At 65.6% G+C, this 13,490-nt stretch carries 16 protein-coding genes; 10 read left to right on the top strand and 6 right to left on the bottom strand.

All coding sequences use genetic code 11. The annotated features are described in order from the left end of the window. Positions 1–30: 30 nt before the first annotated feature. Together QW881_RS20430 and QW881_RS20425 are read right to left on the bottom strand one after the other, a co-directional pair. Complete coding sequence (locus QW881_RS20430; protein ID WP_315753565.1) at positions 31–825, bottom strand: enoyl-CoA hydratase/isomerase family protein; 795 nt, start codon at positions 823–825, stop codon at positions 31–33. Continuing rightward, positions 822–1,934: a cyclic nucleotide-gated ion channel gene (locus QW881_RS20425; protein ID WP_315753563.1), complete on the bottom strand. Its 1,113-nt coding sequence runs from the start codon at positions 1,932–1,934 to the stop codon at positions 822–824. Before QW881_RS20425 ends, QW881_RS20430 begins: the two co-directional genes overlap by 4 nt. 293 nt (positions 1,935–2,227) lie before the next feature. Between QW881_RS20425 and QW881_RS20420 the strand changes: the two genes are divergently transcribed. The 4 genes from QW881_RS20420 (at position 2,228) to QW881_RS20405 (ending at position 4,982) form a co-directional block, all read left to right on the top strand. Then, positions 2,228–2,896, top strand: coding sequence for a cyclic nucleotide-binding domain-containing protein (locus QW881_RS20420; RefSeq protein WP_315713745.1), 669 nt, complete (start codon positions 2,228–2,230; stop codon positions 2,894–2,896). A gap of 19 nt (positions 2,897–2,915) precedes the next feature. Continuing rightward, complete coding sequence (locus QW881_RS20415) at positions 2,916–3,797, top strand: DUF6537 domain-containing protein (RefSeq protein ID WP_315753561.1); 882 nt, start codon at positions 2,916–2,918, stop codon at positions 3,795–3,797. Between the two features lie 306 nt (positions 3,798–4,103). Next, the gene (locus QW881_RS20410; protein ID WP_315735691.1) at positions 4,104–4,454 is read left to right on the top strand and encodes a DUF3307 domain-containing protein; all 351 of its coding nucleotides are present in this window, start codon (positions 4,104–4,106) and stop codon (positions 4,452–4,454) included. 135 nt (positions 4,455–4,589) lie between these two features. Beyond that, positions 4,590–4,982 carry a hypothetical protein gene (locus tag QW881_RS20405; RefSeq protein WP_315753559.1) on the top strand — a complete coding sequence of 131 codons (393 nt, stop codon included), beginning with the start codon at positions 4,590–4,592 and terminating at the stop codon, positions 4,980–4,982. Between the two features lie 24 nt (positions 4,983–5,006). Here the strand turns inward: QW881_RS20405 and QW881_RS20400 are convergent, their stop codons facing one another. Both QW881_RS20400 and QW881_RS20395 read right to left on the bottom strand, forming a co-directional pair. Further along, positions 5,007–5,315 (bottom strand): YkgJ family cysteine cluster protein, encoded by a 309-nt coding sequence (locus tag QW881_RS20400; RefSeq protein WP_409998940.1) that lies wholly within the window; start codon positions 5,313–5,315, stop codon positions 5,007–5,009. Positions 5,316–5,319: 4 nt separating this feature from the next. Continuing rightward, complete coding sequence (locus tag QW881_RS20395) at positions 5,320–6,018, bottom strand: YafY family protein (RefSeq protein ID WP_315753555.1); 699 nt, start codon at positions 6,016–6,018, stop codon at positions 5,320–5,322. Positions 6,019–6,236: 218 nt separating this feature from the next. Here QW881_RS20395 and QW881_RS20390 point away from each other — a divergent pair, with 218 nt between their 5' ends. After that, positions 6,237–6,965: a glutathione S-transferase family protein gene (locus tag QW881_RS20390; RefSeq protein ID WP_315753553.1), complete on the top strand. Its 729-nt coding sequence runs from the start codon at positions 6,237–6,239 to the stop codon at positions 6,963–6,965. Positions 6,966–7,045: 80 nt separating this feature from the next. Here the strand turns inward: QW881_RS20390 and QW881_RS20385 are convergent, their stop codons facing one another. After that, on the bottom strand, positions 7,046–7,684 hold the full coding sequence (locus tag QW881_RS20385) for a pyridoxamine 5'-phosphate oxidase family protein (protein WP_315753551.1): 639 nt from the start codon (positions 7,682–7,684) through the stop codon (positions 7,046–7,048). A 119-nt stretch (positions 7,685–7,803) separates the two neighbouring features. Here QW881_RS20385 and QW881_RS20380 point away from each other — a divergent pair, with 119 nt between their 5' ends. Next, positions 7,804–8,688: a LysR family transcriptional regulator gene (locus tag QW881_RS20380; protein ID WP_316159136.1), complete on the top strand. Its 885-nt coding sequence runs from the start codon at positions 7,804–7,806 to the stop codon at positions 8,686–8,688. Positions 8,689–8,836: 148 nt separating this feature from the next. Here QW881_RS20380 and QW881_RS20375 read toward each other — a convergent pair whose 3' ends face one another. Continuing rightward, a complete protein-coding gene (locus QW881_RS20375) occupies positions 8,837–9,250 on the bottom strand; it encodes a PaaI family thioesterase (protein ID WP_315753547.1) in 414 nt (137 codons plus the stop codon). Positions 9,251–9,661: 411 nt separating this feature from the next. Here QW881_RS20375 and QW881_RS20370 point away from each other — a divergent pair, with 411 nt between their 5' ends. From QW881_RS20370 to QW881_RS20355, 4 genes are all read left to right on the top strand, one after another. After that, positions 9,662–10,678, top strand: coding sequence for a TRAP transporter substrate-binding protein (locus tag QW881_RS20370; protein WP_315753545.1), 1,017 nt, complete (start codon positions 9,662–9,664; stop codon positions 10,676–10,678). Positions 10,679–10,920: 242 nt separating this feature from the next. After that, entirely contained in the window at positions 10,921–11,430 is a 510-nt protein-coding gene (locus tag QW881_RS20365) for a TRAP transporter small permease (RefSeq protein ID WP_315753543.1), read from the top strand. Positions 11,431–11,436: 6 nt separating this feature from the next. Beyond that, entirely contained in the window at positions 11,437–12,756 is a 1,320-nt protein-coding gene (locus QW881_RS20360; protein WP_315734739.1) for a TRAP transporter permease, read from the top strand. Continuing rightward, the gene (locus tag QW881_RS20355) at positions 12,756–13,235 is read left to right on the top strand and encodes a DUF3237 domain-containing protein (RefSeq protein WP_315753541.1); all 480 of its coding nucleotides are present in this window, start codon (positions 12,756–12,758) and stop codon (positions 13,233–13,235) included. The genes QW881_RS20360 and QW881_RS20355 overlap by 1 nt, the downstream gene beginning before the upstream one ends. The last annotated feature ends 255 nt before the right edge of the window (positions 13,236–13,490 follow it).

Below are 13,490 nucleotides of genomic sequence, written 5' to 3'. Positions count from 1 at the left end.
AAAATTTATCAGTTCGGAGCGCAGCTGCGCTCAGAATCTTGGCATCCTCTTCTCTGCAAACGATTTCATGCCTTCGCGGATCTCGGCTCCACTCATGCTGTCCTGATGCCTGCGGCGAGCGGCCGCATCGTCGAGGGCTCCGCGGGCAAATTCGTTGATGGCGCGCTTCATGCCGCGCATGGCCGACGGAGCGTTGCCGGCCAGAATGGCCGCCAGCCGGTCGACCTCCGCATCGAGCGCATCGGCCGCCACCAAGCCGGTGAGATAGCCGATGCGCAGCATCTCAGCCGCGTTGATCTTCTCCGCCGTCAGGAACAGACGCTTCGCATTGTCGATGCCGAGGCGGGACACGTAGCGCTTGATGCCGTTGGGGTAGTAGTGCAGCCCAAGCCGCGCCGCCGGCATGAACATCTCGCTCGTGTCGACCCCGATCCGGAAATCGCAGGCCAGCGCCAGATCGGTCGAGCCGCCATAGACCCCGCCGTTCAGCCGGCAGATCGTCGGCAGGGCGAGGTCCTCCAGCCGGTCGACGACCTCCTCGAATGCCGGGCTGGAAGCCTCGGCCGTATCCGCCGGCGTTGCGCCGATGGCGCCAAGGTCGAAGCCGGCGCTGAAGGCGCGTCCGGTGCCGGTCAACACCAACACGCGCAAGGCCGGGTCGGCCTCGACCTGGTCGAACAGCGCCAGCAGCGCGCCGAGATCCTCCGGCTGCAGCCGGTTGAGATGGCGCGGACGGTTGAGCCGAATGGTGGCGCGGGCGCCGTCGATGGTCAGGAGCGGCTTGCTCGGCGCGTCATCGACCTGGGTGGTCCGTCCGGTCGTCATGTCCTGTTCTCCATGGTTCGGCGCTTGGCCTCGGCATCGATGCTCTGCGCCAGATCGGGGTGGCGTGCCATCAGCACGCGGAAATCGACGAGGTCGAGGACCAGCAGCTTCGACAGCCCGGTCGTGCTGATGTCGGCCGAGCGCAGGTTGTTCCCGAGCAGCGCCATCTCGCCGAAGAACGCGCCCTCGCCGAGCCGGACCTTCTTGCCGGGAAGGTCGACCTCGACCTCGCCGGAGGCGATGAAATACATGCAGTCGCCCGGTTCGCCCTTGCGGATCACGGTGGCGCGCGGCGGCAGGTCGATGGTGCGCAGCATCTGCGCGACGTCGGCGATCGTGGAGGGCCCGAGGCTGGCGAAGAACGGTACCCTGCTGACCGATTCCCAGGTCTTCAGAAAGTTGTCGCGCCGGGTTTCCGCGGCGAAGGCGGTGGCCAGGATGCCGGTCCACAGGCCGAACACGCCGAGGCCGGAGATCATCACCGTGGCGGCGACCACCCGCCCGAGCGGCGTGATCGGCACCACGTCGCCATAGCCCGTGGTGGTGAGGGTCGCGACGGCCCACCATAGCGCGGACGGGATGGTGCCGAAGGTGGCCGGCTGCTCGTCGTGCTCGAGCGCGTATTCGGCGACCGATCCGAGAAACAGCACCAGCAGGAACAGCACCAGCACCGACAGCAGCGGGCGTGCTTCGACCACGAGCACCCGGCGGAGTTGGCGTAGGCCCGGGACGCCGGGGATCACCTTGAGCACCCAGATGACCGCCAGCAGCCACGCGGTGCGTACCTCCATGCCCGAGACCAGCGCGACCGGCACGGCAAGGGTGGAGAGCGTGTCCAGCAGTCCCCGGCCCGACATGAGGTAAGCGGCGGCGCGATGCGCCCGCGCCGCCTGCTGAACCCGAACGGCCCATTCGACGACGAAAAAGACAAGGCATCCCCACAGCAGGGCGATGATCCAGCGCCGCCCAGCCTCGTAGGCCGGGTCCATCGTCAACAGCACCATGGCGCTCATGCCGAGCGCCACGGCCACATGGGCCGCTCTGGTCATGTTGCGTCCGGCCAACGCGGTGACGAATGCCGCCAGGGCAGGGTGCTGCGGTTTGGTCATGGGCGGCGGGCGTCAGTCGCTGGTCTCAGAGCCGCAGGAGATCGCGGCGGCGTCAAGGTGCCCCGATCGGGGAAATCCCGTCAACGATGCGGGTCGGTCGGTTGGGCAGCGTCATCCGGCAGGTCCAGCCGTTCTACTTCGAGCGGGGAATTTTTCCGTGCCGGCTCAAATACCGGTTCAAACGTCGTCTGTTCGCCGTATATCAGAGGTCGGCATGGACACGCTAAATTAGGCAAAAGGAGGCCGGAACCGAGCGTCCGCCCTCCTGCGTCCCAAGAGTCTGGTTGATCCCGATGGATACCTCACACCTGGTCGAACATGCGGGCGCCGCCGGCAGCCTCTTCGCCTCGATCTTCGTGGTCGCCACGCTGTCGATGCGGACGATGATTCCGCTGCGGGTTTTCGCCATCCTCACCAACATCGTCCTGATCGCGACTGCGGTGCCGATGCACAACTATCCGGTCCTGATCCTGCACGGGGTGCTGCTGCCGCTCAACAGCTACCGGCTCCACCAGATGCTGCAACTGGTCCGCGACGTGAAGCAGTCGGTCAACAGCGACCTCTCCATGGAATGGCTGAAGCCGTTCATGACCGAGCGCAAATGCGGTCCCGGCGAGGTGCTGTTCTACAAGGACGAGAAGGCCGACAGCATGTACTACATCGTCAGCGGCCGCTTCCGCCTGGTCGAATCCGGTATCGAGCTGCCGGTCGGCGCGATCGTGGGCGAGTTCGGCATGATCTCGCCGTCCAATACGCGCACGCAGACGCTGGAATGCGTCGAGGGCGGGCTGATCCTGTCGGTGTCCTACGACCAGGTCGAGCAGCTCTACGTCCAGAACCCCGCCTTCGCCTTCTACTTCCTGCGCCTCGCCAGCGCCCGGCTGTTCCAGAACATCGAAACGCTCGAGCGGCGGCTGGCGCAACAGACCACCGCGCCGGCGCCCGTCGCCAAGCCGGCGTGATCCGGGAGCCTGAAGCCCAGTGGAAAGCGTCCGGTCCTCGCTGCGATATCTGTTCGCCGACTTCATCGGCGACGACGATGGCGAGCCGCCTTTTCTGCCGCAGGGCCTGCCCGACGCCGCCGTCCCGGCGGTGAGCGAGGGCATTCATCTGCTGATGGAGTATCAGGGCGCGAGCTATGCGCAGCTCTATGTCGATCGCATCAAGCGGTTCGTGCGGAGATCGAACGTCGATGCCGGCATGCTGTCCGAGATCGCGCAGCTGCTGGCCGTCCGCATGGCCTACGAGGATCCGATCCGGATCGCCCAGCTCAGATTGATCAGCCTCGACATGGGGCGGCGGCAGGGGGGACGCGAGAGCGATGACGTCAGGAGGTTTCGCCTCGACGAGCTGATCGGTGCGCTGCCGCAGGCCGTGGCGGAATCGTTGCTGGCGGCCTTCGAGCAGATCGGCTGGCTGGGCCGGCGCCGGGTCAAGGTCCGCTTTTCGGCCCGATCGCGGCTCGCCGTTCGCCGCCTCAAGCTGATGGCCGGCCTGCGGCGCTGGCGGCTGCAGTCGGTGCGCTATGCCGAGGAGCGCGTCTGGGCCGAGCGGTGGCTGCACATGATCGCGCGCGCGCTGGACAAGCAGCCGGCGGCGGCGCCCGCCGTGATCGCGACGGCGACCATGATCCAGGGCCAGGGCGACGCCTACCGGCAGGGCCTTGCCGATTGGCATGCCATCATCGATGGCCTGGCCAAGCCGACCTTCGACGGTGTTCTGCCGATCCCGGATCTCGCCTCCGCCATCGCGGAGGCGCGCGCCGTTGCACTAGCGGAGCCGGGACAGGGGGCGCTGAAGCGGACCATCGCGCAGATCCGGGCGAGGGCGCTGTCAGTGCCGAAGACCAACGCTGCGGAATGAAGCTGCCGCAGCGACGGTTGTCGCCGGATGCGCCGCGGCGCGGGTAACCTTACCCCCGGCGGGATCGCCGCGAAGGGTAGCAGAGTGCGATTTGAGGTTCCCTTTCGCGTGCAATTCGCTACCGGAGATGTCATAAGCGTCGCATACGCGTCGAATTGGCCGGGTATTCTCATCAGATTGCGCTGAACGCCTCCAGTTCCCCGTGCGTCCAAGGTTGGGTTCCAAGGGTTAGTCGTAGCGAGAGCGTCAGCTTTGTCTTTTCCCTCTTTGTCGTCGCAGGTTCCGGTTGGTGCGCTGGTCGGCTGGATGCTGCTGCTGACCTTCAAGCACATCATTGGCGACTTCGTGCTGCAGAACGCCTGGATGGCCTATGGCAAGGACCAGCGGAAGGGCTGGGCGCTGCCGCTGTTGGTGCACTGCCTGATCCATCTCGCCGTCGCCATGGTCCTGATCCTGATCGTCGCGCCGAGATTCTGGTTCGTCGCCGTGATCGACTTCGCCATTCACATCACCATCGATCGCCTGAAGGGCATCTGCTCGTCGCGGTTCGGCATGAACACCGAGCACCCCTGGTTCTGGACCCTGATCGGCGTCGATCAGGCGCTGCATCACCTCACCGGCTTCGGGCTCTCGATCTTCATGGCCGCGAACGGCTGAGCCCCGGCCACGGCGCGTCTCGGCGCACCGACCGCGGCAGCCCCCGTGTCAAGCCGGGGGTGGGACGACCGTTCGGTTTGGTTAACCGACCGTTAGCGATTCGCGCTGCATCGTTGCGGCATGGCAATCAAACCGATGCTTCAAAGTCGCGATGCGTTCGACAGCGATTCGTGCCCGGTCGGCGACGAGCTTCTCGGCGAGCTCTACCGTGCCGACGCCAACGGGCTGCCCGCGCTGGTCGAGAGCGTGTCCGCCGATGTGAGGGCCATGCTGGCGCTGTTCTGCTACAGGCGCACGCATCTTCACCCGCTGGCGCTTGCGATTGCATCCACCTGCAGCGAGCAGGACCTGTCGCAGTTCGGCGGCCGGGTCGGATCGGCGCTGTATGCGCAATCCCGCGGGGGCCGGGCGGGTCCGGCCAGCACGACCTCGAGCCGCAAGCCGATCTCGCTGTCGACCAAGCCGCTCTCGGTGATGAAGCCGTTCGAGGACGATCTCGACGACAGCCCCGAGCCGGTCATGGCCTGACTCCCCGTCTTCCTTGCCTTTGGCTCAGGCGAGCACCTGCAGCCCGAACTTGCGTCGGGCCATCGCGCATTCGGCGTCACCGGGCATGCAGGTCCGGCACACCTCGGGGCGGATCGCGTAGATCCGGCACGCGACGGAACGCGCGATTTCGCCCTCGAGCGCGCAGCAGCGGTCGCCGTCGCAGCGCATGCCCGACAGCCGCTCGTTGACCAGCTCCGCCGGGATGAGGTCGAGCGCGGCATCTTCCTCGATGGTGAAGCGCGGCCAGTTCGACGAATAGGCGCAGCACGCGCCGCAGCTCTGACAGGGGCTGACGTCAAGGTCATCGGGCATTGATTCAGACATCCTTGGGAACCTCCCACACCAGGCTGCGCCGCCATTTGGCGCGCAGCGCCTCGCGCCTTTCCGGATATTTGTCGTCGAGATAGTCCGCCTCGACGACACGGTCGGTCCTGAAGCTGCGGAAGTCGTGGCGCAGCTCGCACCAGGCGGCGAGGATGCGGACCGCGTCGTGATAGCCGATCGCGATCGGCCAGATCACGCGCTCGCTGTCGCGGCCCTGCTCGTCGCGATAGCGCAGCCTGATCTTGCGGCCCTCGTGGATCTGCGAGCGTGTGCGCGCCATGTCGATGCGGTCCGGCTCGCGCATCCACGGCCGCGGGGCGCGACTCGCCGGCTCCAGCACGAACGGCCGCAGCCGCTCCGGCACGGTGTCGGCAATCTTGGCCATCAGGTCCTCCGCCGCGCGCGCCAGCACCGGGTCGGCATTGACCGCGACCCATTGCGCCCCGAGCACCGCCGCCTCGATCTCGTCCGGCGTCAGCATCAGGGGGGGCAGATCGAAACCTTTCTCCAGGATGTAGCCCATGCCGGCCTCGCCGCGAATCGGCACGCGCTGGCCGATCAGCGTGGCGATGTCGCGATAGATCGTGCGCTTCGAGGTCTCGAGCTCGGCCGCGATCGCGTCCGCCGTCAAGGGGCGGCGCGTGCGTCTCAGCACCTGGATGATCTGGAACAGCCGGTCGGCGCGTCTCATGGTGTGTCCTGCATGGGCGAGCACCCCCGCCGATGCTGACAGGATGCTGGCAGCAGCCCGCCTTTATACCGGGTCAACAACGAGATTGAAGGGGTGATGTCGATGATGATGTTTTATGGCCTTGGCCTTGCCACCACGCTACTGCCGCTGCTGACACCATGGTGGCAGCAGCATGTTCGTAGCGTCCGGCGTCTGCTCAGGAAGTCGGGAGTGCTGTCATGATCACATTGTTCGGTTTGGGCGCGGGCTTCGGCCTGCCGGAGATCAGCCCCTTCGTCACCAAGACGGAGGTGCAATTGAAGATGGCGGGCCTCGCTTTTCGGAAGCAGCGGGCGATGCCGCCGGCCTCGCCGAAGGGGCAACTGCCCTTCATCGACGACGGCGGCGAGCTGATCGCCGATTCGACCTTCATCCGCGCCCATGTCGAGCGCAAATATGGCTTCGACTTCGATCATGGGCTCGACGTGCGCGCGCGGGCGCAGGCCTGGGGGTTCGAGCGCATGATCGAGCATCACCTGTATTTCGCGCTGGTCGGAGCGCGCTGGGTCGATCCGGTCAACTTCGCCAAGGGGCCGGCGCACTTCTTCGACGGCGTGCCGGCCGACAAGCGCGAGAAGCTGCGCGAGGACGCGCAGTTTCGCGTCGCCGAGAACTATCTGATCTCCGGGCTCGGCCGCCATGCGCCGGATGAGGACGTCGATCTCGCAGCGCGCTCGCTGCGCGCGCTGTCGGTGCAGCTCGGCGACCGGCCCTATCTGATGGGCGACCGTCCGTGCGGCACCGATGCGACGGCGTTCGCCGTCATCGCCGGCATTCTCACCCCGTTCTTCGAATCCGAGCTGCGCCGGCGCACCGAAGGCTTTGCCAACCTCGTCGCCTATGCCGACCGGATGATGGCGCAGTATTACCCCGAGTTCGAATGGGGCAGGGCGGCGGAGGCCGCCTGAACTGGTCCGTCAAGAGCACCGTCATTCCGGGCCAAGGCCGCAGGCCTTGGACCCGGAATCTCGCTATTGTCTTGCGTTCATCAGAACGAGACGGCGGACGCACCCGCGCCCTTCAACTTCGCGAGCTCGGCCTCGAGCTCCGCGATGCGAGCATCGCGAAAGGCCAGCGCTTCGGCGACGTCGGTCGCGTCGAATTTCTGCGGGATGTGCTGCGGGCAGTTGGTGTCCCACGCGCTGATCGTGAACAGGATGATGTGCTCGGGCCGCGCCTTGTAGTCTCCCGGCATCAGCGAGGCCGTCAGCGCGGCATCATCCTCCACCACCCGCGCCGTCCCCCAGATCTTCACCCGGCGGCGATGCGCGTAGTCCATGATGAAGATGTAGGCGTGCGGGTTCTCCGACAGATTGCCCTGGGTGATATATTGCCGGTTGCCGCTGAAGTCGGCGAAGGCCAGCGTGTGGCTGTCCAGCACCTTGAGAAAGCCCTTCGGTCCGCCGCGATGCTGGATGTAGGGCTGGCCGTCGGCCGAGGCGGTCGCGAGATAGAAGCTCGTGGCCTCGGCGAGGCGGCCGGCGAGATCGGCGTCCACCGCGTGGCGAAAGCCGCGGCTCTGCTCCACATGCGCGTAGCTTTCGCGCGACCCCTTGCGCGCCTGGATCGCCTTGACGGCGGGTGAGAACATGACGTCGCCGGGGGCCTGGATGGTCGTCTGGGTCATCGCAATGACTCCTTGTCGCTGCGGCAGTGACGGCCGCCATCACGCCAATATGGTCCGAATCCCCCGGGAAATAATCTGGCCAGTTGACATTGGATCGTTGCAGATGCTGCAATAATCCCATGGACCGCATCGACGCCATGCAGGCTTTCGTCACCGTCGCCGAGCTGAATGGCTTCGCGCCGGCGGCGCGCCGGCTCAAGCTGTCGCCATCGGCGGTCACCCGTTTGGTCGCCGCGCTCGAATCGCATCTTGGCGTCCGCCTGCTGCAGCGGACGACGCGCTCGGTGACGCTGACCGATTCCGGACGACGCTATCTCGAGCGCGCTGGCCGCATTCTGGCCGATCTGGCAGAGGCGGAGCGCGCCGCGGAGAGCGAGCGCCTGCAGCCGGTGGGGCGGTTGGTGGTCTCGGCGCCCGTCGGCTTCGGCCGGCTCCATGTCGCTCCCGTCATGGCCGCGTATCTGAGCCGCTATGCCGAGGTCGCGGCCGAGCTGCGCCTCGAGGACCGTCAGATCAATCTGGTGGAGGACGGCGTCGATTGTGCCGTTCGTATCGGCCATCTCGGCGATTCTTCGCTCGTGGCCCGCCAGGTCGGCAGCATGCGCCGGATCGTGGTCGGCGCTCCCGCCTACTTCAAGGTCCATGGTGAGCCCCGGACGCCCGAGGCGCTGACGAAGCACCAGACCATCCAGTTCGGCCCGTCCGACGAATGGCGCTTCGTCAAGGAGGGCAGGGAGCTGCGGATTGCGGTCGGCCCGCGGCTTGTCACCAACAATGCCGACGCCGCGATCCAATATGCCGAGGCGGGCGGCGGCGTGACACGGGTGATGGCCTATCAGGCAGCGGACATGCTGCGCGGCGGCCGCCTCAAGCGGGTGCTGGCGAAATACGAGCCGCCGCCGCTCCCGATCCACATCGTGTTCCCGAGCTCCCGCCTCCTCTCCGCCAAAGTGCGCGCCTTCATCGACCTAGTGACCACGACCTGCGACTGGCGCTTCGGCTGAAAGCGACTACAACGCCACACCCCGTCATTCCGGGTTCAATCGACAACGCGCAGATGCGCGTTGCCGATTGCCCCGGAATGACGAGTGGATGGGATTGCGCCGACCTTGGTGCGACACTCATCTTGATGCGAAAGACCGGCGGTTTCGGTCACTCCTTCTTCGGCACCACGCGAAAGGTCGCGTTCGCACGCGCGATCACGGCGTCATCGGCCAGCACCAGGCTCTGCACGAAGCAGACGGTGCGTCCGCTCTTGATGACGTCGCTCTCGACGCTGAGCCACTCTCCGGTCCCGGCGCTGCCGATGTAGTCCACCGCGAGGTTGATCGTCACCAGCGACGCCTCCCAGCCAAGCGCCTGGGCGCAGCTATAGCCCATCGCATTGTCGGCCAGCGATGCGATCAGCCCGCCATGGATCAGCCCGCGCGAATTGGTGTGCGGCGTGGCAAGCCGCAGGCCGAGGATGACGGCCTTGTCGGTTTTCTTGGCGTAGAGCGGCTCCCAAGGATCGGTGAACGGGCTCTTGCGGAAATGCGGTTCGAATCCGGCGGGGATGCTGCTCATGCGTGTCTCGATCGTTGCTGGCGATGTCCGCAGTCAACGACATCAGCGCGGATTTTGCACCGCCTACAAAGTTTCAAACGTCTTTTGCGCGGGCGTTTGACACGTTGCGCATCGGATGCACGGGATGGGCCGCGCGCCATGTCGCAGGGCGTCCGGTGCGGCCCTGCGGCAATTTCGTGGTGCGATGCTCCCGCCGTGCAATTTCGGGTGCAGGCGAGATCCTTAACGTGTTAATGAAATGGCCATGTGCCTGCAACTTTCGTCTGCCAGACTTGCGCTGGCAGGCGCGATAGGCTCCGCTTGGCGCGTGCACTGGTGGCCAACCTGCCGCCGCGCTTGCAATGATGCTTATATGCTATAACAATGAAGCAAAGGGCCCTTGAAGGCCCCCTGATGGAGGAGACGATCCCGATGAGGAAGACGCTTCTGGCGTTGGCTCTGGCCGCCGGTGTGACCCCCGCGCTCGCGCAGGACAAGACATTCGAATTGAAGATCTCGCACTGGGTGCCGGCGAGCCATCCGCTGCAGAAGGCGCTGGAGGATTGGGCCGCGTCGGTGGAAAAGGCCTCGGGCGGCACCATCAAGGGCAAGGTGTTCCCGGCCCAGCAGCTCGGCAAGGCCTTCGATCATTACGACATGGCGCGCGACGGCATCGCTGATGTCACTTATGTGAACCCCGGCTATCAGCCCGGCCGTTTCCCGATCATCGGCGCCGGCGAGTTGCCGTTCCTGATCTCTGACGCCAAGGGTGGCTCGGAAGGTTTGGACGCGTGGTATCGCAAATATGCCGAGAAGGAGATGAAGGACGTCAAGTACTGCCTCGCCTTCGTCCACACGCCGTCGGCTTTCCACACCCGCACCAAGAAGGTCGTCGTGCCTGAGGACGTCAAGGGCATGAAGATCCGCCCGGCCGATGCGACGATCGCCAATTTCGTCACCCTGCTCGGCGGCACCAACGTGCAGTCGTCGGCGCCGGAAGTGCGCGACATCATCGAGCGCGGCGTTGCTGATGGCGTCACCTTTCCGGCGGGCTCGCTGGTGCTGTTCGGCGTCGACAAGGTCACGAAGTACCACATGGATGCGCCGTTCTACGTGACGACCTTCGTCTTCGTCATGAACAAGGACAAGTACAACCAGATGTCGGCGACGCAGAAGAAGGCGATCGACGACAATTGCAACACCGAAGCTGCCGGCCGGGTCGGCGAGCCCTGGGGCAAGTTCGAGGACGCGGGCGTCGACAAGATCAAGGCCGAGTCCGGCCAGGAGGTCTACAAGCTGACGCCGGAGCAGACCGCTTCGTGGAAGAAGGCCTCCGAGCCGCTGTTCAAGACCTGGGCCGATGGCGTCAAGAAGACCGGCGTCGACGCCGAGGCCGCCATGACCGAGCTGAAGGCCTCGCTCGCCAAGTACAAGGCGCTGGCGCAGTAGCGGTCGCGATCATCGCAGATGCCGCGCCTCCCGCCTCATTCCGATGGATGCGGCAACAGGCGCGCCCTCGACGCGTGCTCCGATCCACCTTGCCCCGCTTGCCTCACCCCAACCCTCTCCCCGCATCCGCCTTCGCTCTTCGAGCTACGGCGGACAAGAGCGGGGCGAGGGGGCCCACCGCCTGCTGAGCAACAGCTCGCGCTCAATCTTCAGGTCTACGACTAAGATCAAACGGGGACGCCATGCAGCGCGCCTTCATGGACCGGATCATCGACGGGATCGAGTGGATCGCCGCGTTCTTCGTCGGCATCGTCGCGCTCGACATCTTCTTGTCGGTGCTGCTCCGCAACACGCTGAACTATTCGATCCCCGATTCCTTCGACATCGGGCGGATGCTGCTCGGCATCCTGATCTTCTGGGGCATTGCCGCGACATCGTACCGCGGCACCCACATCACCGTGGATCTGATCTGGGGCAATGTCGGCCCGCGCTACCAGCGCTGGATCGACATCTTCGCAACGCTGGTGCTGCTGTTCGTCGTCACGGTGCAGACCTGGACCCTGTTCGACAAGGTGCGCGGCACCTATGAGGACAACGTCCTCACCTTCGATCTGCACATGCCGACCTGGCCGTTCTTCGCCATCGCCTGGATCGGCGACGTCTCGGCGGTGCTCCTGATCGCCATCCGGACCTATCGTCTGATCTTCCATCCCGAGGAGATTCATGACCCTCAAGTCAAGCCCACGGAGTAGCGCCGCATGAGCACGGATGCGGTTGCCGTCATCGGCTTCGTTGCGCTGTTTGCGCTGATGCTGCTGCGCGTGCCGGTGGGCATGGCGATGGGGCTCGTCGGCGTGTCGGGCTTCGCCTATCTCGTCAACGGCACGGCGGCGTTGAAGCTGGTCGGCCAGACCTCGATGCGCACGGTCACGGACTACACGTTCGGCGTGATCCCGATGTTCCTGCTGATGGGGACGTTCGTGTCCAACTCCGGCATGAGCCGCGAGCTGTTCCGTGCCGCCAACGGCTTCGTCGGCCATCTGCGCGGCGGGCTCGGCATCGCCACGGTCGCGGCCTGCGGCGGCTTCGCCGCGATCTGCGGCTCGTCGGTGGCGACCGCCGCGACGTTCTCGGCCGTGGCCTATCCGGAGATGCGCCGCTTCGGCTATCCGCAATCCTTCGCCACCGGCGTCATCGCCGCCGGCGGCACGCTCGGCGCCATGCTGCCGCCCTCCACCGTGCTCGCCGTCTACGGCATCATCACCGAGCAGGACATCGGCAAGCTGTTCATCGCCGGCATCATCCCCGGCCTGCTCGCCATGACCATGTACATGATCACCATCACGGTGATCGGCCGCGTCCGGCCGGATTTCCTGCCCAAGGGCGAGGCGCTGCCCTGGAGCGAGCGCATCAAGGGCCTCAAGGGCATCTGGGCGCCGATGCTGCTGTTCCTGTTCGTGATCGGCGGTCTTTATGGTCTTCCGTTCCTGCCGCGCTTCACGCCGACCGAGGCCGGCGGCGTCGGCGCCACCGGCGCGTTCCTGATTGGCGTGTTCACGGGACGGCTGAACAAGGACAAGATCCTGGCCTCGCTGCTGCAGGCGACGCGCACCGCGGCCGCGGTGTTCACCGTGCTGATCGGCGCCTTGATCTTCGGCTACTTCCTCACGGTGACGCAGACGCCGCAGAAGGTGACGGAGTTCCTCACCGGTCTCGGCCTCGGGCCCTATGGGGTGCTGGCGCTGATCATGGTGATGTATCTGGTGCTCGGCTGCCTGATGGACGCGATGGCGATGATCATCCTGACCGTGCCGATCATCTTTCCCGTCATCTCCCATCTCGGCTTCGATCCGATCTGGTTCGGCGTCATCATCGTGATGACCGTCGAGCTTGGCCTGATCCATCCGCCGGTCGGCATGAACGTCTTCGTCATCAAGAGCGTGGTGAAGGACGTATCCTTCTCCACGATCTTCAAGGGCGTGCTGCCGTTCGTGGCCACCGACCTGATCCGGCTGGTGATCCTGATCGCCTTCCCGCTGCTCGCCACCTGGCTGCCGCAACAGATGATGAACCGCTGATGACGACGCCCATCCTCGACACCCGCTACGTCTTCACCCTCACCGTCATGATCGGCGAGGTGACCTCCGCCGGCGAGACCGGCATCGGCGTGCGCCGGATCATTCCGATCCATGGCGGCGAGGTGAAGGGGCCGGGCCTCGGGGGCGAAGGCATCAGCGGCAAGATCTGCAACTTCGGCGCCGACTTCCAGATCATCCGCCCCAACGAACTGATCGACCTCGAAGCGAAGTACGCCTTCGAGACCGATGACGGCGCCACCATCTACGTCGAGAACCGCGGCATCCGCTTCGGGCCGGTCGACCTCCTGAAGAAGCTCAAGCGCGGCGAGCCCGTGGACCCCAGGCTGATCTACTTCCGCACCCACCCGCGCTTCGAGACCGGCCACGAGAAGTATCGCTGGCTGATGGAGCACGTCCTCGTCGGCTCCGCCGCCCGCCATGCAGATCGCGTCGTCATCGACGTGCACGTGGTGCTGTAGGCCGGGCGGCTTGCGTCACGCTTCGTCATAGTGAGGAGCAGAGCGACGAAGCAATCCAGAGTATCTCCTCGCAGGCAGTCTGGATTGCTTCGCGTCGCTCGCAATGACGGTGCGGCGCCAGCTGTTGTTGCAACCTCCGCTGTCGTCCCTGCGAACGCAGGGACCCATACCGCGGAATCGATCGGTGAGGCATGACTGCCAGTCATCGTCCCATCGAAGCCGGTGGTTATGGGTCCCTGCGTTCGCAGGGACGAC

Origin of the sequence: Bradyrhizobium sp. SZCCHNS3016, assembly GCF_032484535.1 — a bacterium.
GTDB lineage: Bacteria > Pseudomonadota > Alphaproteobacteria > Rhizobiales > Xanthobacteraceae > Bradyrhizobium.
Note: the sequence above shows the minus strand (reverse complement) of the source record. Positions and strands in the feature narration are given on the sequence as shown.